This is a genomic window from Acinetobacter lwoffii, from assembly GCF_024129735.1.
In the GTDB taxonomy this organism is placed as follows: domain Bacteria; phylum Pseudomonadota; class Gammaproteobacteria; order Pseudomonadales; family Moraxellaceae; genus Acinetobacter; species Acinetobacter lwoffii_H.
The window spans coordinates 1-21,065 of the sequence record NZ_JAMXXK010000006.1 but is presented as its reverse complement, the minus strand read 5'-3'; the positions used below and the strand labels follow the sequence as shown (position 1 = coordinate 21,065).

General features: G+C 46.3%; 20 protein-coding genes. 8 read left to right on the top strand and 12 right to left on the bottom strand.

The genetic code is table 11. The features are described 5' to 3' along the window. Window positions 1-37: 37 nt before the first annotated feature. A complete protein-coding gene (locus tag NI469_RS02985; RefSeq protein ID WP_253174403.1) occupies window positions 38-1,099 on the bottom strand; it encodes a serine hydrolase in 1,062 nt (353 codons plus the stop codon). A gap of 219 nt (window positions 1,100-1,318) precedes the next feature. On the opposite strand from NI469_RS02985, the gene gacA reads away from it, so the two are divergent. The 3 genes from gacA to NI469_RS02970 are packed head-to-tail and all read left to right on the top strand — an operon-like array spanning window position 1,319 to window position 4,981. Next, complete coding sequence (gacA, locus tag NI469_RS02980; RefSeq protein WP_253174402.1) at window positions 1,319-1,954, top strand: response regulator transcription factor GacA; 636 nt, start codon at window positions 1,319-1,321, stop codon at window positions 1,952-1,954. Window positions 1,955-1,976: 22 nt separating this feature from the next. Beyond that, window positions 1,977-3,542, top strand: a complete 1,566-nt coding sequence (locus tag NI469_RS02975; protein ID WP_253174415.1) for a sensor histidine kinase — start codon at window positions 1,977-1,979, stop codon at window positions 3,540-3,542. A gap of 14 nt (window positions 3,543-3,556) precedes the next feature. Next, a complete protein-coding gene (locus NI469_RS02970) occupies window positions 3,557-4,981 on the top strand; it encodes a sigma-54-dependent transcriptional regulator (protein ID WP_253174401.1) in 1,425 nt (474 codons plus the stop codon). Here the strand turns inward: NI469_RS02970 and NI469_RS02965 are convergent, their stop codons facing one another. The 4 genes from NI469_RS02965 to lptF all read right to left on the bottom strand — a co-directional run bounded on the left by NI469_RS02965 (window position 4,982) and on the right by lptF (window position 10,030). Further along, window positions 4,982-6,154, bottom strand: a complete 1,173-nt coding sequence (locus NI469_RS02965; RefSeq protein WP_253147152.1) for a S41 family peptidase — start codon at window positions 6,152-6,154, stop codon at window positions 4,982-4,984. Window positions 6,155-6,184: 30 nt separating this feature from the next. Next, window positions 6,185-7,732, bottom strand: coding sequence for a 2,3-bisphosphoglycerate-independent phosphoglycerate mutase (gpmI, locus tag NI469_RS02960; RefSeq protein WP_253147153.1), 1,548 nt, complete (start codon window positions 7,730-7,732; stop codon window positions 6,185-6,187). A gap of 124 nt (window positions 7,733-7,856) precedes the next feature. After that, on the bottom strand, window positions 7,857-8,927 hold the full coding sequence (lptG, locus tag NI469_RS02955) for an LPS export ABC transporter permease LptG (protein ID WP_004281054.1): 1,071 nt from the start codon (window positions 8,925-8,927) through the stop codon (window positions 7,857-7,859). Between the two features lie 2 nt (window positions 8,928-8,929). Further along, window positions 8,930-10,030: an LPS export ABC transporter permease LptF gene (gene lptF / locus NI469_RS02950; RefSeq protein WP_004281053.1), complete on the bottom strand. Its 1,101-nt coding sequence runs from the start codon at window positions 10,028-10,030 to the stop codon at window positions 8,930-8,932. A gap of 156 nt (window positions 10,031-10,186) precedes the next feature. On the opposite strand from lptF, the gene NI469_RS02945 reads away from it, so the two are divergent. The 3 genes from NI469_RS02945 to blhA are packed head-to-tail and all read left to right on the top strand — an operon-like array spanning window position 10,187 to window position 12,691. Then, the gene (locus NI469_RS02945) at window positions 10,187-11,635 is read left to right on the top strand and encodes a leucyl aminopeptidase (RefSeq protein ID WP_253174400.1); all 1,449 of its coding nucleotides are present in this window, start codon (window positions 10,187-10,189) and stop codon (window positions 11,633-11,635) included. Next, window positions 11,628-12,035: a DNA polymerase III subunit chi gene (locus tag NI469_RS02940; RefSeq protein WP_004281051.1), complete on the top strand. Its 408-nt coding sequence runs from the start codon at window positions 11,628-11,630 to the stop codon at window positions 12,033-12,035. Before NI469_RS02945 ends, NI469_RS02940 begins: the two co-directional genes overlap by 8 nt. A 26-nt stretch (window positions 12,036-12,061) precedes the next feature. After that, window positions 12,062-12,691 (top strand): cell division protein BlhA, encoded by a 630-nt coding sequence (gene blhA / locus NI469_RS02935; RefSeq protein WP_253147155.1) that lies wholly within the window; start codon window positions 12,062-12,064, stop codon window positions 12,689-12,691. Between the two features lie 61 nt (window positions 12,692-12,752). Here blhA and NI469_RS02930 read toward each other — a convergent pair whose 3' ends face one another. The 7 genes from NI469_RS02930 to glnK all read right to left on the bottom strand — a co-directional run bounded on the left by NI469_RS02930 (window position 12,753) and on the right by glnK (window position 18,885). Continuing rightward, entirely contained in the window at window positions 12,753-13,298 is a 546-nt protein-coding gene (locus NI469_RS02930) for a VTT domain-containing protein (protein WP_004281049.1), read from the bottom strand. A 109-nt stretch (window positions 13,299-13,407) separates the two neighbouring features. Next, window positions 13,408-14,067 carry a riboflavin synthase gene (locus NI469_RS02925; protein ID WP_004644909.1) on the bottom strand — a complete coding sequence of 220 codons (660 nt, stop codon included), beginning with the start codon at window positions 14,065-14,067 and terminating at the stop codon, window positions 13,408-13,410. A 22-nt stretch (window positions 14,068-14,089) separates the two neighbouring features. Further along, window positions 14,090-15,382, bottom strand: a complete 1,293-nt coding sequence (locus NI469_RS02920) for a DNA adenine methylase (protein ID WP_005248430.1) — start codon at window positions 15,380-15,382, stop codon at window positions 14,090-14,092. Then, window positions 15,379-16,467: a bifunctional diaminohydroxyphosphoribosylaminopyrimidine deaminase/5-amino-6-(5-phosphoribosylamino)uracil reductase RibD gene (ribD, locus tag NI469_RS02915; RefSeq protein WP_253174399.1), complete on the bottom strand. Its 1,089-nt coding sequence runs from the start codon at window positions 16,465-16,467 to the stop codon at window positions 15,379-15,381. The genes NI469_RS02920 and ribD overlap by 4 nt, the downstream gene beginning before the upstream one ends. 2 nt (window positions 16,468-16,469) lie before the next feature. After that, on the bottom strand, window positions 16,470-16,934 hold the full coding sequence (nrdR, locus tag NI469_RS02910; RefSeq protein WP_004281044.1) for a transcriptional regulator NrdR: 465 nt from the start codon (window positions 16,932-16,934) through the stop codon (window positions 16,470-16,472). Between the two features lie 140 nt (window positions 16,935-17,074). Then, window positions 17,075-18,487, bottom strand: a complete 1,413-nt coding sequence (locus tag NI469_RS02905; RefSeq protein WP_253174398.1) for an ammonium transporter — start codon at window positions 18,485-18,487, stop codon at window positions 17,075-17,077. 59 nt (window positions 18,488-18,546) lie between these two features. Beyond that, window positions 18,547-18,885 (bottom strand): P-II family nitrogen regulator, encoded by a 339-nt coding sequence (gene glnK, locus NI469_RS02900; RefSeq protein WP_004281042.1) that lies wholly within the window; start codon window positions 18,883-18,885, stop codon window positions 18,547-18,549. 277 nt (window positions 18,886-19,162) lie between these two features. On the opposite strand from glnK, the gene NI469_RS02895 reads away from it, so the two are divergent. Then, window positions 19,163-19,390: an accessory factor UbiK family protein gene (locus NI469_RS02895; protein ID WP_004281041.1), complete on the top strand. Its 228-nt coding sequence runs from the start codon at window positions 19,163-19,165 to the stop codon at window positions 19,388-19,390. 66 nt (window positions 19,391-19,456) lie between these two features. Next, the gene (locus NI469_RS02890; protein WP_004732527.1) at window positions 19,457-20,947 is read left to right on the top strand and encodes a YifB family Mg chelatase-like AAA ATPase; all 1,491 of its coding nucleotides are present in this window, start codon (window positions 19,457-19,459) and stop codon (window positions 20,945-20,947) included. The last annotated feature ends 118 nt before the right edge of the window (window positions 20,948-21,065 follow it).

Below are 21,065 nucleotides of genomic sequence, written 5' to 3'. Positions count from 1 at the left end.
AACCCTGCATTTGCAGGGTTTTTTATGAGCGCAGAGATTAGATTCGTTTTGGTTGCTGGCTCACCCAGCTCATCAAACGGGTCGCATCATTGGTACGCGCCTGTGAGCTATTTGCACCTAACAGTACCACTGCCACCGGACGGTTATTCAGGGTCGTATGCATCACCACACAGCGCCCTGCTTCATTAATAAAACCGGTTTTAGAAATATTGATATTCCAGCCGCCGTTACGCACCAGTGCATTGGTATTATTCGATTTCAGTACACGATAACCCAAGTTAAAGTCATAGCTTGGTGTGGTCGAGAATTGACGAATCAAACCATATTGAGAAGCGGTATTCACTAAAATACCCAAATCACGTGCTGATGCCACATTTCCAGGGTGTAAGCCGGTTGATTCCATAAAGCGGGATGAATTCATGCCTAAGGCCTTGGCCTTACTGTTCATCGCTGCAATAAATGCACTGCGACCACCTGGATACGTTCGCGCCAAGGCTGCAGCTGCCGGGTTTTCAGACTTCATTAGAGCAAACAATAAAGCTTCGGCACGGTTCATGCTATCGCCAGCACGTAAGGTCGAGCTTGAGCTTTTACAACCTGCGCAAGAGAAATCAGCCTGTTGCAGCGTGATTTTTTCTGACATGTTTAAACGTGCATCGGAAATCACCACTGCTGTCATTAATTTGGTAATAGATGCAATCGGCAAAGCGGTATTGGTGTTTTTGCTAAACAGCACCTCACCGGTTTTCGCATCCATAACCAATGCAGCACGGGCATTGACAGAAGGTTGATTATTAAAATGATTCGTATCAATAATCTGCGGCGCAGTATAAGCAGGTTTGACTGCTGTTGGCGCTGCTGTGCCGGCCTGACGCAAAGTGGTAGTCACTGTGGCAGACCCAGGTGGCGAAGGCTCATTGGCAGATGCATTAAAATCGTCGCTCATTAACTGGTTAACTTCTTCAGAAGACCAACTAATACTGGAACCGCCCTCTGCCGTGCCAGAATTCATAATGATTTCAGCAAAACTTGTCGTGCTCATGCTGATTAACACGGACAGGCCGAGTAGATGCCTTAAAGACTTGTTTATTTTCTTCACTATTCCTTCACTCAACTAACAGAGGTAAGATTGATTTGCGTATTACCTCTAATATGCCTTACATTTAAACACAATGCCGAACATTTTTTGTTCTTGACACTGTGTGATAAGTTTCAGATTTAATCTTGCGAATAGGATTGCTAATTTTGTACTTTCATTGCAAGCTTATTTTGCTTTATGTAACAAAAAAATGATTTTTTTAACAGAGGGAGAGCGTAGGTGATCACAGTTTTAGTTGTGGACGACCATGAATTAGTTCGTACTGGAATTTGCAGAATGCTAGAAGACCATGCGGAGGTTCAGGTAATTGGACAAGCTGAATCTGGTGAAGAAGCGATTTCTATGGTGCGCCTGCACCATCCTAATGTAGTTTTGTTAGATGTGAATATGCCGGGCATTGGTGGCGTAGAAACCACGCGCCGTCTACTTCAGAGTGCGCCGGAAACCAAAGTTTTAGCGGTTAGCGGTCTGGCAGAAGAACCTTATCCGTCCCTGCTATTGAAAGCCGGTGCCAAAGGCTATATCACCAAAGGGGCCCCGATTTCGGAAATGGTCCGTGCGATTAATAAAGTCATGCAAGGCGGCAAATATTTCAGTGCCGACATTGCCGAACAGTTAGCCAGCTCTTACCTTTCTGATACACAACAATCCCCTTTTGATGCATTGTCAGAACGTGAAATGCAAGTGGCGATGATGGTGGTGAATTGTATCAGCGCCCAGGAAATTGCCGACAAGCTCTTTGTGAGTGTTAAAACCGTGAATACTTATCGTTACCGTATTTTTGAAAAACTGAATATCGATAGCGATGTCAAACTGACTCATCTGGCCATGCGCTATGGACTCATTAAACCTTAGCTTTTAACGAGTTCCGGTGCATATGGCACAAAAATCCAGTTATTCTGCGCTCAATCAATATCATCTCGGTATCTGGTATAGCGCTTATCGCTTGCTGATCAGCACCGGCCTACTGCTGATTTTTCTGCTGACCTACCCCGAACTCACCACCGATTATCAATATCCGCAGCTGTATTATTATGCGCTGGGAATCGGGGTTGCGATCAATACCGTACAGCTGTTTGCGCTGAAATGGATCAGACGACTGATCCAGCCGCAGCTGATCATGATTTTCTTTAGCGATGTCTGCGTTCTAAGTTTGCTGACTTTGGCGAGCGACGGTCCTAATCTGCAAATCGGGCTGCTGTTTGTGATTACCATCTTTTCTGCATCTTTATTATTAGATGCAAAAAAGGCCTTAGTTGTCACCCTTATTGCGGTCATCAGCGTTATTTATCAGCATTTTATCGGCAGTATTTTTGCGTTTTCTTCACTCAGCAATATCAGTAATAGCGCCCTGCTGGCCTTTTTGTTTTTTGTGGTTTATGGCACTGGACAAATTGCCGTGCGCCGTTTTCAGATTCTGGAAAATTTGAATTTTTCTCAATCGCTGGAACTGCATCGCTTACAGAATATTAACCGCTATATTCTGGAACAGATTGAAACCGGTTATCTGGTGCTGGATGAAAACTACCATGTGGTACTCAGTAATCCTGCCGCCTGCAATCTTCTTGGAATTGAGTCCAAATACGGCCATGAGAAATTCACCTTATCTCAGTCACAGCCAGATTTATTTGAACTGATCCATTTTGAAACGCTGGAAAATGGTGAGCGCTTTCAGTTTGAATCCCAGCAAAGTCGCTATAATATTCATGTGCAAGTACAAAAGCTGATTGTGCCGCATCAGACTCTAATGCTACTGGTGTTACAGGATGCCAAAAAACTGAATCAGCAGGTGCAGCAACTTAAACTTGCTGCACTGGGTCAACTCTCGGCCAGTATTGCCCATGAAATTCGCAATCCATTGGCGGCCATTGTGCAAGCCAATGATTTATATCTGGACTCGGAAACTGAACAGCAACAGCTACTCCAGCAGATGATTGGCCGACAGGCGACCCGGATTGACCGGATTATTCAGGACACGCTGAATATGGTCAAAAATAAAGAAACCCATCCTATACCGATTCATCTCAATGAATTTATCCCGTTATTTATCCAAGAAGATCTGGCCGATATTCATGATCAGATTCAATTTAATATTGATATCCCTTTGGTAATTCAGTTTGATGAAGCACAATTCCGGCAAATCCTCATTAATCTGATTCGTAATGCCATTCGTCACAATTCAGCAGATGCAGCCTATATTCAGCTGAATGTGCATCCCTATGAACATCGGGTCTGGATTGATGTACGGGATTTTGGCTCTGGCGTAGCCGTACATGATCAAGCTCTATTGTTCAAACCCTTTTTTAGCACATCGATTAGTGGTACCGGATTAGGATTGTATTTATCACATAGTTTTTGCGAAGCAAATCAGGCACAATTAAACTATATACAACAAGAACAGGGCGCATGCTTTCGCATCAGCTGTCAACGTATTACGCTTTAAAGGGGTCAAGGAAGATGAATGGGGAACAACAACCACTGGTGCTTTTGGTGGATGATGAGGAAGATTTGTGTACCCTCATGCAAATGTCATTGCTGCGCATGGGAATTCGTACGCACATTGCCCACCGTTTGGAAGATGCTAAAAAATGCCTTGCCAATCATCAATATGATGCCTGTCTGACTGACCTAAACCTGCCCGATGGCAATGGTTTGGAGTTACTGGACTGGATTGGCAGCCTCTATCCGGCACTTCCGGTCGCAGTTCTGACCGCCTATGGCAACATGGAAATCGCTATTGCTGCGCTCAAAGCCGGGGCCTTTGATTTTGTCAGCAAACCGATCAATCAGAAACATCTGGAACAACTCTTACAAAAAGCCCTGAATAAACCGGTGGATTATTCGCATAATAATCCAAATGAAGCGCTTGAACATAAAATGCTGATTGGACAATCCCTGCCGATCCAGCAACTACGTATTACCTTACAAAAAATTGCCCGATCCCAAGCACCGGTTTTTATCACTGGTGAATCGGGAACAGGTAAAGAAGTCGTGGCCAATCTGGTCCATCGCCTGAGTAACCGCAATGAAGGTCCTTTTATTGCGATTAACTGTGGCGCCATTCCGACTGAGTTGATGGAAAGCGAACTGTTTGGGCATAAAAAAGGCAGCTTTACCGGCGCTGCTCAGGACAAACAGGGCCTGATTCAATCTGCCCATGGTGGCAGTCTGTTTCTGGATGAAATTGCAGAATTACCGCTTTCTATGCAGGTCAAATTGTTACGTGCCGTACAGGAAAAACGTATTCGTCCACTCGGTTCGGATACCGAAATTGATGTGGATTTCCGTGTGATCAGTGCCACGCATCAGGATCTGGAAGCCTTGGTGCAACAAGGCAAATTCCGTCAGGATTTATATTTCCGTATTCATGTAATGGATCTGACTTTACCGCCGCTGCGTGAACGCGGCCAGGATATTCTGTTATTGGCCGAACACTTTATTCAGAAGATTTGCCAGGAATGGGGCATTTCCAATAAAAAATTGACCGAACGCAGCAAAGAGTTCTTATTGGGACAATATTATCCAGGTAATGTACGTGAATTACGTAACATTATGGAACGCGCGATTACTTTAAGTGATGAAGAGCGGATTGATCTTCAGCATTTGCAGAGTGCACCGCTGCGTCAGGCGCTAAACAGCCCTCAGGAGATGAATACGCTCACGAGCGAGATTATTGCGACCGAAACCCTGATTGCACCTAAAAAGCTGCCTGAAGAGGGTCTAGAGCTGTATTTGGAAAAGGTCGAAAAAGAAATTTTACTCAATGCGCTGAATCTGACCCACTGGAACCGGACACTGGCCGCCAAAAAACTCGGCATGTCGTTCCGTTCCCTGCGCTATCGCTTGAAAAAGTTCGGACTGGATACCGAAGAAGATGAATAATTATTTTTGCAGGAGCAGTAAATCTGTAACATGTTCCAGATAGCTCTCCTCACGCATTTCCTGCTTAAACGGATAGTTGAAATGCGGCTGTATGCCCCGCCCTTCAATCATCTGGCCACTTGGGCTAAAGTATTGCGATACTGTCATCTGTAAAGCCGAACCATTGCTTAAAGGAAAAAGTTTCTGTACTACGCCTTTGCCATAGCTCTTTTCTCCGACCACCCAGGCACGGTTATGTTCTTTCAGGGCTGCAGTAAACACTTCTGCTGCAGAAGCAGAGCGGTTGTTAATCAGCACCCCAACTTTCAGATTCTGGAACTCAAAACTCGGCAAGGCCTGAAATTGCTGGTTGCCTTCAGCACGACTTTTGGTCGATACAATCACGCCCTGATTCAAAAATAAATCGGCAGATTCAACTGCGGCCGAGAGTAAGCCACCGGGATTATTGCGTAAATCAAATAGCACGGCTTTTAGGCGCTTGTCGGCATAACTTTCAATCAGGCGCTTGATTTCATTGGCAGTATCTTGCTGAAAAACCTTGACCTGCAATACCAGTACCTGATTATTGTGCAAGCTCGATTTAATTTCAGTATCTAGTTTGGTATTGCGGACCAGACGAACGGCCGGACTTTGCGGGGAAAGCTGGATCGTGAGCGTAGAGCCAACTGCTCCGCTCAATAACTGCCGGACTTGTTCCTGATTCAGGCTACTTAATACCTGATCGTCAATTTTATAAACAGTGACGCCATTACGCAGTCCCTGCTTGGCTGAATCTGCATCGGCATTCAAGCCCTGAACCACCCATTGCTTCATCCGCGGGTCAAATTGCAGATCAAAATCAATGCTGGCCAGATCACCTTCGGTATATTCACGCAGCTGCTTATAATCTTCAGGCGACAAATAGCGGGAATAGCGGTCTAAGCCACTGACCAGACCCTGAATGGCCTGTTGGAATAAGGCATCGTCATTTTTATCTTGAATATAATTATCTTTGACAATGCCATAAATTTGCACAAATTCCTGAATGGATGCTACGGGAATTTCAGAATAGACCTGCCCATCCATTTCCATATCATCGAATGCCGGCTCATTTGAACCCGCACCCCAGGCTGAATGACTCAAACACATCAGTAAGCATGGTATTACAACAGACTTCCAGCGTGTTCTTGCCATTCTTTGACCTTTTTAGAATTTTATCGAAAATTATGCATCAAGCTGAATCAGGTTACGACCTTGCATTTCAGCAGGTACCGGAACTTGCATCAGGCTTAGTAAAGTCGGTGCGACATCTGCCAGTACACCGCCTTCTGCGATCGTGGCCTGAGTTGGACCAACATAAATAAAGGGAACCAATTCAGTGGTATGCTGAGTATGTACCTGACCACTGTGATAGTCCTGCATCTGCTCTACGTTACCATGATCGGCAGTCACAATCATATGACCTTTTTGCGCCATCACGGCTTCGTAAACCCGGCCCAAACAGGTATCGACCGCTTCAACAGCTTTCACCGCAGCATCGAATACGCCTGTATGACCGACCATATCACCATTGGCAAAGTTCACCACCAGCAGGTCAAATTCACCTGAATTGATCGCAGCCACCAGCTCATCAGTCACTTCATAAGCACTCATTTCCGGTTTAAGGTCATAAGTGGCTACGTTTGGCGATGGAATCAGGATACGTTTTTCACCCGGGTATTCATCTTCACGGCCACCGCTGAAGAAGAAGGTCACATGCGCATACTTTTCTGTTTCCGCGATACGCAGCTGAGTTTTACCCAAATCAGATAAGTATTCACCAATCGAGTTTTTCAACGCTTCTGGCATGTAGGCCACAGGCGCATCAATCGTGGCTTGATAACGCGTCAGCATGACAAACTTCGCCAAATTCGGCACGACTTTACGTTCAAAACCTGCAAAGTCTTTTTCTACAAATGCACGGGTCAATTCACGGGCACGGTCAGCGCGGAAGTTCATGAATACGACACTGTCGCCATCCTGAATTTTTGCCAGCTCGCCAATACGGGTCGATTTGACAAACTCATCCGACTCATCAGCCGCATAAGCCTGTTCCAGACCTTCAACTGCGCTGGTAGCCGTACGAACTGCTTCACCTTCAGTGAGCAAGCGATAGGCCTGTTCAACACGATCCCAACGATTATCACGGTCCATGGCAAAATAACGGCCAATCATAGTCGCAATACGACCTTGACCTGGATATTGTGCGAATAAGGCATCAAGCTTTTCTAAAGAAGGTTGTGCGCTTTTAGGCGGCGTATCACGACCATCTAAGAATGCATGTAAATAGACTTGCGCACCGCGTTTTAGCGCTAGCTCTGCCATCGCCACGATATGATCTTCATGTGAGTGCACACCGCCTTCAGACAAAAGGCCAAGCAAATGTACTGCCCCACCTGCAGCTTTGGCTTTCTCCACCGCATCGACCAGAACTTCATGTTCAAAGAAGTCGCCCGTACGAATGTCTTTGGTAATCCGGGTAAAGTCCTGATACAGCACACGACCTGCGCCGAGGTTCATATGTCCGACTTCCGAGTTACCCATCTGGCCATCTGGCAGGCCGACATCTTCACCTGAACCCGAGATCAAACCATGCGGATGCTTGTCCTGTATCGCAGTTAAATTTGGTCGTTTAGCTGCTAAAAACGCATTGTCTTCGACCGCTTCGCGATGACCCACACCATCCATAATCACCAAAATGTGAGGGATTTTGCCAGCAGTTGCATCCGTCATAATGAAATACTCTGTTCGTCTACGAATTAATCGCTCTATTTTAGCGAAGTTTATAAAAAGAGGCCATGACCCGTATATGGTTTAAGCCTCTCATGATGATTGATTTGTTCTATTTTCCTGTACCTTAGCGTGCCCGATGCAGCAAGTATCCGCCGATGCCGAACATGATCAGAATCGGAATAAACACGAACCAGGCCGGAGACGGTGCATAGATCAAGCTGGCATAGCCGAGGAAATCCTGCAGATAGAAGAAACCCAGTCCGGCAAATAAAGCTATCACCAGACGAAAACCCATGGATTGCTGACGTAATGGCCCGAAGATAAATGAACAGGCGATCACTACTAGTGCAATCAGGGCAAAAGGCGAGCCGAGTTTTTGCCAGAAGGCCAGCTGATAGGTTTTAGGCACCTGGCTGTATTCATGCATATAGCTCATGAAACTGACCAGTTGACTCGGCGATAAATCTTCAGGATCAATCGTCACCATATGCACATATTTAGGCTGTAATGCTAGCGCTAAAGGTTGCTGTTGCTGCTTAACCAGTGTGGCATTACCATTTTGGAGAATATCGAACTGCTCTGTGTTGTCCAGCGTCCAGGAACCATCTTTAACAAATTGGCCCTGATCTGCCTGCAAGGTACCGCGCAAACGATAGTTCTGGTCAAAGTCCAGCATCTGCACATTTTTCAACTGACCTTGCGAGTTAGCATAATCGATATAAATAAAGCGCTGCCCTTCCCGAGTCCAGTAACCACGAACTTCACCGAGCTGAGCGGCTTTACTGGCACTTTTTACGCTTTTGGCCTGTTCATTGGTATAAGGAATGACCCACTCGCTCAGGGCAAATGACAACACCACCAACAACAGTGCTGAACGGATCACCCACCCGACAATACGCCATAAGCTCACGCCGACCGAACGCATCACAATCAGCTCACTATTCGAGGCTAATGTACCAAGACCTAAAACTGCACCAATCAGTGCAGAAATCGGCAGGATTTCATATAAATAATTTGGTGCGCCCCAAAGCACATATTTCAAGGCATCCCAGGCACCATAACCATCTTTGAGCGAACCAAGCTCACCCAGATAAGTAAATAATACCTGTAAACCCGCCAATACCGCGGTTGCACCCAGCATCGCCAGCGCAGTGGTTTGGGTCACATGTTTTGCAACTATACGACGTGCCAACATTGTTAAGACCTCACTCGCTGAATCTGTTTCTTGATTTTCGGGCCTAATTTCTGTTTACGCGAGAACAAGGCACCCGCAATTGCATAGGCAATCAGAATCAATGGATAGGCCCAAATGCCCATTTCTTCTTTACTGATCCGCGTCTTCACTGCCATCAGGGCCACAATCAGACTGGCAAAAATCATGAGGGCAGGAAATAACTTGAGATATCGACCCTGTCGTGGACTCACTTCAGACAAGGCCACAGCCAGAATCAGGGCAATCAGAATCGCAAAAGGAACAAACACCCGCCAGCCCAACTCACTGGCCACCACAGGATCCTGACGGTTCTGCCACAATTGCGAGGTCGGTAAGGCCTCAACTTCAGTACTGGCAAATTGCGCTTCTTCATCGCTTTCTAAGCGCAGACGATAGCTTTCAAATTCAGCTTGAGTATATTGCGGTGTACCCGGATAGATCTCATAACGGCGTCCATTAACCAGATCGACCACATTGGCAGCATCATTCGGCACCTCGATACGGGTGGCTTCCTGCGCCAGAATCATCACATCCGGTTTGCCTTCTTTTTCCGCACGCTGATAAAAGAAAATATCTTTTAAATTTTTACGGTCTTCTGACAGGTCACCGGCATAAATGGTATAGGGCCCAGAGGAGATAAATTCTTTCGGTCGCACCAGGTCAAAGCCGGTACGTACCGCCTGACTGGTGGTCAGGGCTTCAAACTGGCGAATGCCCCACGGCGCAGCCCACAGCATCAATCCGGCCTGAGCAATCAAAAACACCAGGGTCATCGGCACCAGTAGACGCGCCAATTGATGCCGACTGACGCCACTGCCATTCATCACGGCCATTTCATGGTCGACATATAAACGGCCAAACACCAGCATCAGTCCAATAAAGAAACCGAGCGGAAGAATCAGGGTCAAGAATTCAGGCAAACGGTAGCCAATAATGCTAAATAAAATGCCTGCATCCAGACGGCCTTGCGCCGCGACACCAAAATACTTGATCAGTCGACCGCCCATCATGATCAAGGTCAATAAGGCAATCACCACCAAGGATGTCGAGACAACTTGCTTGACCAGATAACGCCGAATAATCAAATTAATTCTTCCAAAATAAGGTCCATAAAACGAGTGCTAGTTTACCCGAATAGCAAAAATATAAAACCTAGGCCGCCCTGCCCATTGAAAATCTATTCGGATAAATGTTTCAATGACTGAATGATTTACCCATCTAGACAGGCGTGAAAACAGAATATGAAACTTACAATTAATACGTCATTCCCAGAGAATGGATCAAGTCAATCTTTGTTGATTTTAGTTGACTCGGAACAACTTCAGAATACAACCGCAACCTATCAAATCAATAATTTAGACACATTAATTGAAGCCTCTCAATTCAAGGCAGCATTGGCAGAAAGCCTGAGCCTGATTGGTCAGGTGAACCAGTCCAGCCATGCAGCGCTGATTGGTTTAGGCAAGGTCGCTGAACTGCAACCGGCCAAACTTGCAAAAATCGCGCAAACTATTATTCAAGTCACTCAAAAAAAATTCAAACAGATTTCTGTAGATCTGACACAACTTCCACAAGAATTCCACTATCTGTTTGCGCTCTTCCTGACTCAAGCCAGCTATGGTTATGATGAATATAAATCCAAGAAGAATGAATTTGTGCTCGAGCAGATCGACCTGATTGCCACTCATAGCGTCTTAACTACCGAACAGTTGCAACTGGTACAAGCAGTGCAAAGCGGACAAAATCTGGCACGTGACCTAGGCAACCGTCCGGGCAATATCTGTTTCCCTGAATATCTTGCAGAACAGGCGGTGGCTTTGGCGGCTGAATATCCAGACCTACTTAAAGTCACAGTGCTGGATGAACAGCAAATGGCAGATTTAGGCATGGGCGCCTTCCTTGCGGTAAGTAAAGGTTCAGAGCGTCCTGGTCGGATTATCAGCATGGAATATCAGTCAGAGCGTAGCGAAGCACCGGTAGTCTTGGTGGGTAAAGGCATTACGTTTGATACCGGCGGTATTTCCCTTAAACCAGGCGCAGGCATGGACGAGATGAAATACGACATGTGCGGTGCAGCTTCTGTACTCGGTACAATGCGTGCATTGTGCGAAGCCCGCTTACCTCTACATGTGGTGGGAACCATCGCTGCAGCAGAAAACATGCCTTCAGGCAAAGCCACCCGTCCTGGTGATATCGTAACGACCATGAGCGGTCAGACGGTTGAAATCCTGAATACCGATGCCGAAGGTCGTTTGGTCCTATGTGATACCTTGACCTATGTAAAACGTTTTAATCCTGCTTTGGTGATTGATATTGCGACCTTAACCGGTGCCTGTGTGGTCGCTTTGGGTTCAGTACTAACGGGTCTGTTCACGCCAGATGATAAACTGGCAGCAGAACTAGAAGCTGCCGGCCAGCATTCCTTTGACCGGGTATGGCGTATGCCGGTACTGGAAGACTATCAGGAACAACTGGATTCACCATTTGCCGACATTGGCAATATCGGTGGTCCAAAAGCTGGTTCTGTGACTGCAGCCTGCTTCCTGCAACGTTTTACCCGTGAATATCGCTGGGCACATCTCGATGTTGCAGGTACGGCGTGGAATTCAGGCACAAATAAAGGGGCGACCGGCCGTCCAGTTCCATTATTGATGCAATTCCTGACGAGTCGCGTTCAAAGCAATGGCTAAAGTCAGCTTTTATTTATTTGAAAAAAGCCCTGAACGACAAGTGGACAGCACTTGTCGTTTATGCCGTAAGATTCTGCGCCAGCCGGCGCGAATCTGGTTATTGTGTGCCGATACAGATTTGCAACAGCAGCTGGATGAACGCCTATGGAGTTTTGATCCCGCGAGTTTTATTCCGCATGGTATTGACCAGCCTCAGGCGACGGTCTGTATTTCGGCAACACTGCCGGAACAGTCCGACTGGATTATTTTCAATTTTAATCCGGAAGCACTTGAACCTTACACAAAATTTAGTCACATTATTGAGATCATTGAAAACCATGAAACGGCTAAACAGCTGGGTCGTGAAAAATTCAAGCAATATCGTCGTTTAGGTATTGAACCGGACACCCATAAGCTTTAACCGATATCATCCACAAGGAGAGGCACGTGGCATTAAATGTAGGTCCCGATTTTAAACAGCGCTGGTTAAATGTGCCGGAAGCTGTACGTCAGACCTTTATCGATGACCTCTCTCGGATCTGCGATATTTTAAAGCCAGAAACGTCTTTGGAAGAATGGCAGAGTCGCGACCAGCGCTTGCAGCAGGAATCTGAACGCAAGATCGAAGCCGCCTATGCGCAGCGCAAAGCCGAATTGATTGAAGAAGCCCGTATTCGTAAACAGCTCGCGCTTGAAAAAGCCTTGGCCGAGAAACGTGCCGAAGAACAGGCCTATCAGGAACAGCTACATCTTGAAGAACAGCGCAAATTTAGCGAACAAAGTCAGGCGCTTGCTGAAATAAATACGCATCTAGAGACTGAAGTTCAGCACTATGTCGCACGTTATGCAAAAAATCCTGAGACGACTTTTGATTTTGCCAGAGGTCGCATCCAGATTGAGGACCAGAGCATTTTATCCGAATTAGAAAGTGTGCGTTTACGTCTGGAACTTGAGGCAGAAACCGTGATTGAACAGACCGTCAATGCACTGCGTGAAAAAATGCGTGCGGCGGCCAAAGAAGAAATTGAGTATATGCTGAAAAATTCTGAATTTTCTGACCAGCCACGCAATATTTAAATGATCCTTTCACATTAAAAAAGCCCGAAAATTCGGGCTTTTTTATCTTCTATGTCGCATCTTACAAAAAATCTGCCAGCATAAAGGCAGCATTTCCGAGCAGATAGCCAATGCTTAATAAAGTGCCAATCCAGAGGATGCCACCCGCAATATTATAAAAGCTGAATGTGGCAAAGCTCATATGCGCTGAACCGGCAGCAAAAGGGCCAAATGAGCGGACAAAGGGAATAAAACGTGCGATTAAAATAGTTTTACCACCATGTTTCATAAAATAGTGGTTGGTTTTCACCATATATTCCGGCTTAAAATAGCGTGAATGTTGATTGAAATATTTTAAGCCAAGAACTTTTCCGGTGTAATAATTCACGCTATAGCCCAGCACCGAAGCAGTGAATAACAACAGCCCCATCGAATGCAGGGTCACCAGATCGCTGCTGGCACATAAAGCTCCCACAGCCAGCAATAGACTGTCGCCGGGCAGGAAAAAGAAAAACACTGAACCGGTTTCTGCAAAAATCACCAGAAACAGGATTGCATAAATCCATACCCCATATTGATCGAGCAATAGCGGCAATGACTGTTCCAAGTTAAGTAAAAAATCGAGCATTCGACCCGTCCACCAAGGCAATATTTGCAAGTTGAACTGCTGATTATCCCGAAAAATAAAAAAACAGTCTAATTTTTCAATCAGACTGTTCAGTAAATCAACATTTCTCTTATTTTAAGAAACCATTTTCAGCCAGGAAATCCATACTGATTTTTGATTGTTCAGTGGTTTGGGCGGCTTTATCACCGAGCAATAAACGCTCGATATAACGTGCCAATACATCCACTTCCAGATTGACCTTGCTACCGACTTTCCAGGTACCGATATTGGTACGTTCAGCAGTATGTGGAATCAGGTTCAGACTAATCACGCTACCACGCAAATGATTAATCGTTAGACTGATGCCGTCGACTGTGACCGAGCCTTTTTCTGCGAGATATTTGGCAATTTCAGCAGGTGCAGTCACTTCATAATAAATTGAACGTGCATCTTCACGTACCAGGGTGATCTCGCCGACTGCATCGACATGACCTGACACAATATGACCGCCAAAACGCGTAGTCGGCAACATGGCTTTTTCGACATTGACAGGTTGACCCGCTTTCCAGGTGCCGAGCGTGGTCCGGTTCAGACTTTCACGGGAAACATCAGCCGCATACCAGTTCTCGCCCCAGTCGATCACGGTCAGGCAGATACCATTGGTCGCGATAGAATCACCCAGATGTACATCAGACATGTCCAGATCGGTCTGGATGCGTAAACGTACATCACCACCAACGCTTTGCAGACTTTCGACTTTGCCGAGGCTTTCGATAATACCTGTAAACATTTTTATTTCCTTTTCAATTCTTTTACCAGAGGGCCAACTGGGTACTAACGCCGGTCGTATCCACACCACCCAATTCTGCATAATGATGCAGCTGGCTGAGTAATTGACGGATCGGTGGACCTGACTTGGCGTGGGTATCGGTAATCACAATAAATTCCAGCACGCGTGCACGTTCAGACTGACGCTGTTTGCTGACCCGATACCGTGGCACGTCCTGGGTCAGCAAGGTCACCCGACCACGTTTCAAGTTGGCCTGCAATAAATCAGTAGCGCTGATATTGCCGTCGGTTGAATAACTGGTCAGGATGAAACGCGCATTAATGGTCGCCAACAGGTTTTCATAGGCTTCTTGTGCATATTTGGAAGAGTTGTACTGACTCGGACGTTCTTTACGCCATGCCCGGTCAATCCCGCTCTTAAAGCCTTTGGTATCCGGAGTCGGTAAATCGGCCTGATCCCATAAGGTCAGCGCATTCAGCACATGATAATTACTGCTATAAGCATGCTGATTATACGGTGGATCCAGATAAGCTACATCTACTTCAAAGCCGCTCATCTGGTTAGCCAGATGCTGGGCATCGACACACCACATTTCTGCGGCCATTCCCTTTTTCTGATCCGACTCACAAAAACGGCTTGGAGTCAACCACAGTAAAGATTCAATCCGTTCCAGCGCAGTTTGGGTTTTTCCGCCCCAACCATGATGGAAGCTTTTGAAAACACCAGAAGTATTGCTGACAAAACTGGCGGAATAAAGCAAAGGGGCCAACAATGCAGACATCTCTACATCATCAATTGCACCTTGGGCCTGCCAGGCGGCAATCTGCTGACGGATAGCATCAATACGCATGCCGTTACGACGTTTAAAGAACAACCGGTCACGGGCTGGATCATAAATTTCATCATTACGCGGACAGAGGTTATGCGTCACCCAGCCTTTGACTTCCGGCAAACGGTTCAGATAATCAATCGCTTTCTGATAGCCACCGAGTTCTTTAAATGCCGGTGCTTCAGTACAGGCCAGTACCGCATGATTCAACGCATGGCTATACGGTTCCCAGTCATTGGCAATGACGCGATAACCATTCTGACGGGCCAAACGTGAAACCACACCTGAACCGGCAAAAAAATCAGCAAAGATTGGAGCACGGCCATCGCTACGTTTCAGGGTTCCTGTACTCTCCAGAGCTTCCAGAATTAAATGCAGTAAACGGCGCTTATTGCCCAGATAGGGAACCAGTTGATGGAAAAGATATTCATCGGTGGTACGTGCCGCATGGCGACGTTTATGATAAACAGTAGACTCTGAACTCATAATGTCTCTTGAAAAGGAATTAGCCTAAAGCGCACGTCATCACCCAAGCGAGTTACATCGCGCAGCTTAAATCGGAGTTGTTCGGCCATATGGCTAAATTCTGCATTAAACATGGTACGCGCAGACTGACCCAATAGGGTCGGTGCAACGTAACTGATCAGTTCATCAACCAATTTTTGTTGTAAAAATGCCGTAGATAAGGTCGCCCCTGCTTCCACCAAGACATCATAAATCTGATGCTGTTGAACCAGTTGCTTTAATAATTCTGCTAAAGGCTGTACCGGCAAGTGTAGCACACCCAGATCTGCAAGCTCCTGACGAAATGGCCCCATCACCATTACGGTATCGGCTTGCGCTAAAATTTTTGCGTTTAGTGGTAAACGCCCCTGACGGTCTAGAATAATTCGTTTCGGTTGCACCACGGTCTTGATATCTTCAATCCCATCCAGTTGCCGCACATTCAGCTGACAGTCATCCGCAAGAACCGTATCAATTCCGGTGATCACCGCGGCTGAAATCGCACGCCAATGCTGTACATCCTGACGCGCTTCCACACCGGTAATCCATTTCGATTCACCCGATGCCATTGCGGTACGGCCATCCAGGCTTGAGGCAATTTTTAAACGCACATAAGGCATGCCAGTCGCCATGGCTTTCAGGAAACCTTGATTCAGCTCATGCGCTTCATCTTCACAGATGCCAACGTCTACCTCAATGCCCGCATCTTTCAGGATCTGTACGCCCTTTCCGGCCACTAGCGGATTGGGATCAGGACAGGCCACGACAACTTTAGCCACACCTGCTTCCACCAGACCTTTGGCACAAGGCGGTGTCCGGCCATAATGCGCACAAGGTTCTAGAGTCACATAAGCGGTTGCACCACGTGCCTGTTCACCGGCCTGACGCAGCGCAAAGACTTCAGCATGTGGCTGGCCGGCTTGGGGATGAAAGCCTTCACCAATCACGATGCCATCTTTAACAATGACACAGCCGACATTCGGATTCGGTTTGGTGGAATATTGCCCCTGACGTGCCAACTCAATGGCCCGGCGCATCCAGACTTGATCTTGATTCAGTTCAACCATGCTTATTCTTGTAATTCTCGTTGTTGCATCTGTTCAATCTGATGACGAAAAGCTTCAACATCCTGAAAATCCTGATAGACCGAAGCGAAACGCACATAAGCAACATGATCCAGAGCAAATAAAGACTGCATCACGATTTCACCAATAGTACGAGATTTCACGTCACGCTCACCTAAACGACGAATCTGTAGCTGAATATCGCTCAGCACCGTTTCAATCTGCTCCTGGGTCACCGGGCGTTTTTGCAAGGCATGCATCAGGGAACGACGTAATTTGGCTTCATCGAAAGGTTCATTCTTGCCATCCGACTTGATGACGCGCGGCATCACCACTTCATAGCTTTCAAAGGTAGTGAAGCGTTCATTACAACTGACACATTCACGGCGACGACGAATCTGACAGCCTTCAGCTGCCAGGCGTGAATCAATCACTTTACTGTCTGCAGTATTGCAAAATGGGCAATGCATAGCGGTTTAATTGAACAAATCCAGATGGATTCCGAGTGTAGCAAAAATTACAAACTTTGTAGAGTTTTACGCAACATATAGAAAAAAAACAGCCCATTCGGGCTGTTTTACACTATATATTGATTATGGTGTATTTATTATTATTCGACACGTTCGCCATGTTGGCTTAAATCCAGACCCATACGCTCATCATCAGATGCCACACGGATTCCAATGATCAAGTCGATGACTTTCAGGATAATGAAGGTCATGATCGCAGAGTAAGCAATTGTCGCCAGTACACCTTCCACTTGCACCCAAAGCTGATGCATGACATTGGCAGGGGCATTGTCACCCATGATGAATTCGCTAGCAAAGAACGCGGTTAAAATCGCACCGACAATACCACCTACACCATGCAAGCCAAAAGCATCTAAAGAATCATCGGCTTTCAATACGCGTTTCAGTGCTGTAATCCCCCAGAAACACACCACACCACCGATCAGACCCATCGCCAATGCACCGCCTACAGTCACAAAACCTGCAGCTGGAGTAATGACCACCAGACCAGCAACTGCACCCGATACGCCGCCCAGTACAGAAGCTTTACCACGTGCCAGTTTTTCAGTGATTAACCAGGAGATAGCTGCTGCCGCTGCTGCGACTTGAGTCACGACCAAAGCATAGCCTGCAGAACCGTTGGCACCTAATGCAGAACCACCGTTGAAACCGAACCAGCCTACCCAGAGTAAAGATGCACCGACCACAGTAAGCGTCAGGTTATGCGGTGCCATAGATTCACGGCCCAAGCCCATACGTTTGCCTAACATATACGCTGCGACCAGACCGGCAACACCCGAGTTGATATGTACAACCGTACCACCGGCAAAATCAAGCGCGCCGTCATTACCTAACCAGCCACCACCCCATACCCAGTGGGTAATTGGTGCATAGACAATCACCACCCAAAGTGCGATGAAAGCAACGAAAGCACCAAATTTCATACGCTCTGCAATCGAACCGCTGATGATGGCAACCGTAATGATGGCAAAAGTCATTTGGAAAATCACAAACAGGATTTCAGGAATCGTGCCTGAAAGCGCCTCTGTGGTGATACCAGCCAGCATGAACTTATCCAGGCCACCTACAAAGGCATTGCCTTCACCGAAAGCTAGGGTATAACCAATAATCACCCAAGCAATACTGACCACCGCCGCAGCAATAAAGCTATGTGCCATCGTCGCCAGAACGTTTTTCTTACGGACCATACCGCCATAAAATAGCGCCAAGCCAGGAATGGTCATGAGTAAAACTAGAGCGGTAGAGGTTAAAACCCAAGCGGTATCGCCGGTATCTAGAGTTGGTTCTTCTTCTGCAGGTGCTGCAGCTTCAACTGGCGCTGCTTCAGCAATTGCTGCTGTAGTGTCTGTTGTTGTATTTGTTGTATCGCCTGCTTCTTCAACAAGCACAATTTCTTCTGTCGGTGTTGTTGCTGTTGCAGCTTCTTCAGCCCATGCAACAGAACCACCAAAAAGAGCGCCGGCCATGCCGAACGCGAGTAGCATTTTTTTCATTCGTATCCCCCAACCAAGTTTTTGTGAGTTATTAGGTACTCAGCAAACTTCGTGCCAAGTTAGACAGCGTCTGCACCTGTTTCACCTGTACGAATACGGATGACTTGTTCTAAGTTAGTCACGAAAATTTTTCCGTCACCGATTTTTCCAGTGCTCGCCACACGAGTAATAGATTCAATCACCGCGTCTACCATTTCATCGCTAATCGCGATTTCAATTTTGACTTTCGGCAAGAAATCTACAACGTATTCAGCACCACGATAGAGTTCAGTATGGCCTTTTTGACGACCAAAGCCTTTCACTTCAGTTACAGTGATGCCTTGAACACCAATTTCAGACAATGCTTCGCGAACATCATCTAATTTAAAAGGTTTTACAATTGCAGTTACGAGCTTCATGTTTGTTTTCCTTCGGCTTATTTCACCAGTAAGGTTTTACGTTCAAATTTCATGCCAAGATTCCTAAGGTCGGGGGAAGTTAGAAAGCCCGGCATGTGGTTTATTTATACCTTATTTTATACGGATAAAGGCTTTGAATCTTCAAAAAATAGACATTTTTTATGTGGATTTTTACAATATCTTTAATTGAATAAGTCTATATTTTGTCTGAAATACTATAGTCTGCATTTTAGCAATGCTAAACTGTGCGCTCCTTTCTACGGCGATGGATCAGACGATGATTGAAACTTTATTACAAGCAATTTTGCAGCAAGTCGAACAACCTAAGAAAGATTTGGAACATAATATCCGTGCCCTGTTAAATGAAGCTGTGGCAAAAATGGATTTGGTGTCTAAAGAGGAAATAGAACGTCAGCGTACTGCCCTAAATAATGCCAATCATCGCTTGAATGATTTGCTGAAACAGGTAGAAGCATTAGAAGAGAAAATTTCGAATAAAAAATAAGCACAACTACAGTGCACAAAAGACACCAGAACTATAAAAATAACGCACCAAATTGGAACAATAATAATGTCTTTTGCCAAAATTTATACGCGAGGCTTGCTGGGCCTGCATGCGCCTTTAATTGAAGTCGAAGTTCATGTCAGTTCGGGTATGCCTTCGCTCACTATAGTGGGGCTTCCCGAAGCGGCGGTACGTGAAAGTAAAGACCGGGTCCGTTCTGCCATTTTGAATAGCGGCTTTCAATTTCCGACCAAACGTCTGACCATTAATCTGGCCCCTGCAGATTTACCGAAAGATGGGTCACGTCTGGACTTACCGATTGCTTTAGGTATTTTAGTGGCCTCTGGGCAGCTGCCTGAAAATTGCACCGAGCATCTTGAATTTATTGGAGAATTGGCCCTCGATGGTCAATTACGTCCTGTCAGCGGCACCTTAAGTATTGCCATTGCCTGTCAAAGTGACCAGCATCAACTGATTTTGCCTGGCCCCAATGCACAGGAAGCCTGTCAGCTCCCAGACTTTAAAGTCTTTGCAGCCAATCATTTAAAAGAAGTGTGTGAACATCTTTCCCAAGCGCAGCGCTTACCGCAAATAGAAGCCAGTCCACTCAATACAGACCATTTTTATAAGTTTGATCTGGCGGATGTAAAAGGACAATTACGACCACGGCGTGGCTTGGAAATTGCTGCGGCAGGTGGTCATTCCCTGCTGTTTCGAGGCCCACCCGGAACAGGCAAGACCTTGCTGGCTTCTCGATTGGCCAGCATTTTGCCGCCCTTAAAGACGCAGGAAAATCTGGAAGTGGCCAGTATTTATTCGGTGGCGAATGCCAATCACCCTTTTGGACAACGGCCGTTTCGAGCACCACACCATACTGCTTCTGCGGTGGCATTGGTCGGTGGCGGCTCACACCCCAAGCCAGGAGAAATTACCCTGGCACATTTAGGGGTTTTATTTCTGGACGAACTGCCTGAATTCGACCGCAAAGTGCTGGAGGTTCTACGTCAGCCTTTGGAAGCGAAAGAAATCGTCATTTCCCGGGCATCACGCCAAATTACCTTTCCGGCTAATTTCCAGTTGGTGGCTGCCATGAATCCATGTCCATGTGGGTATGCATTCAATCAAGATATCCGCTGCCAATGTTCACCCGAAAGTATTAAACGCTATCAGAACCGGATTTCAGGCCCGTTGCTGGATCGGATTGATTTGCATATTGATGTACCGCCATTACAAGCGCATGAATTACAGGACAATCGACCTACAGAAAACTCAGAAACGGTTAGACAACGCGTCATTGCAGCCTATGAAATTCAGATGCAACGGCAAAATACCTTGAATATGAGTTTGAGTCCAAAGCAGTTAGAGCAATATGCCGCATTAGATCAGTCTGCTCAGAATATGCTTGAAATGGCTCAGCAAAAACTGAATTTATCAGCGCGCGGCTATCATCGGGTCTTGCGTGTTGCACGCACCATTGCCGATTTAAATCAAAGTCCAGATATTCAAAGTCAGCATCTTTCGGAGGCCCTGTCTTATCGCGGGCAGCAGCAGATTTAGATCATTAAAAAAAGGCAACCTAAGGTCTAATGCCAGTCAGTTAAGCAAAAAAAGTTAAAATGCTGTAAAAAGAGCGTATGTAAATACGCTCTTTTTTTATGAATTTATCTCAGAATCT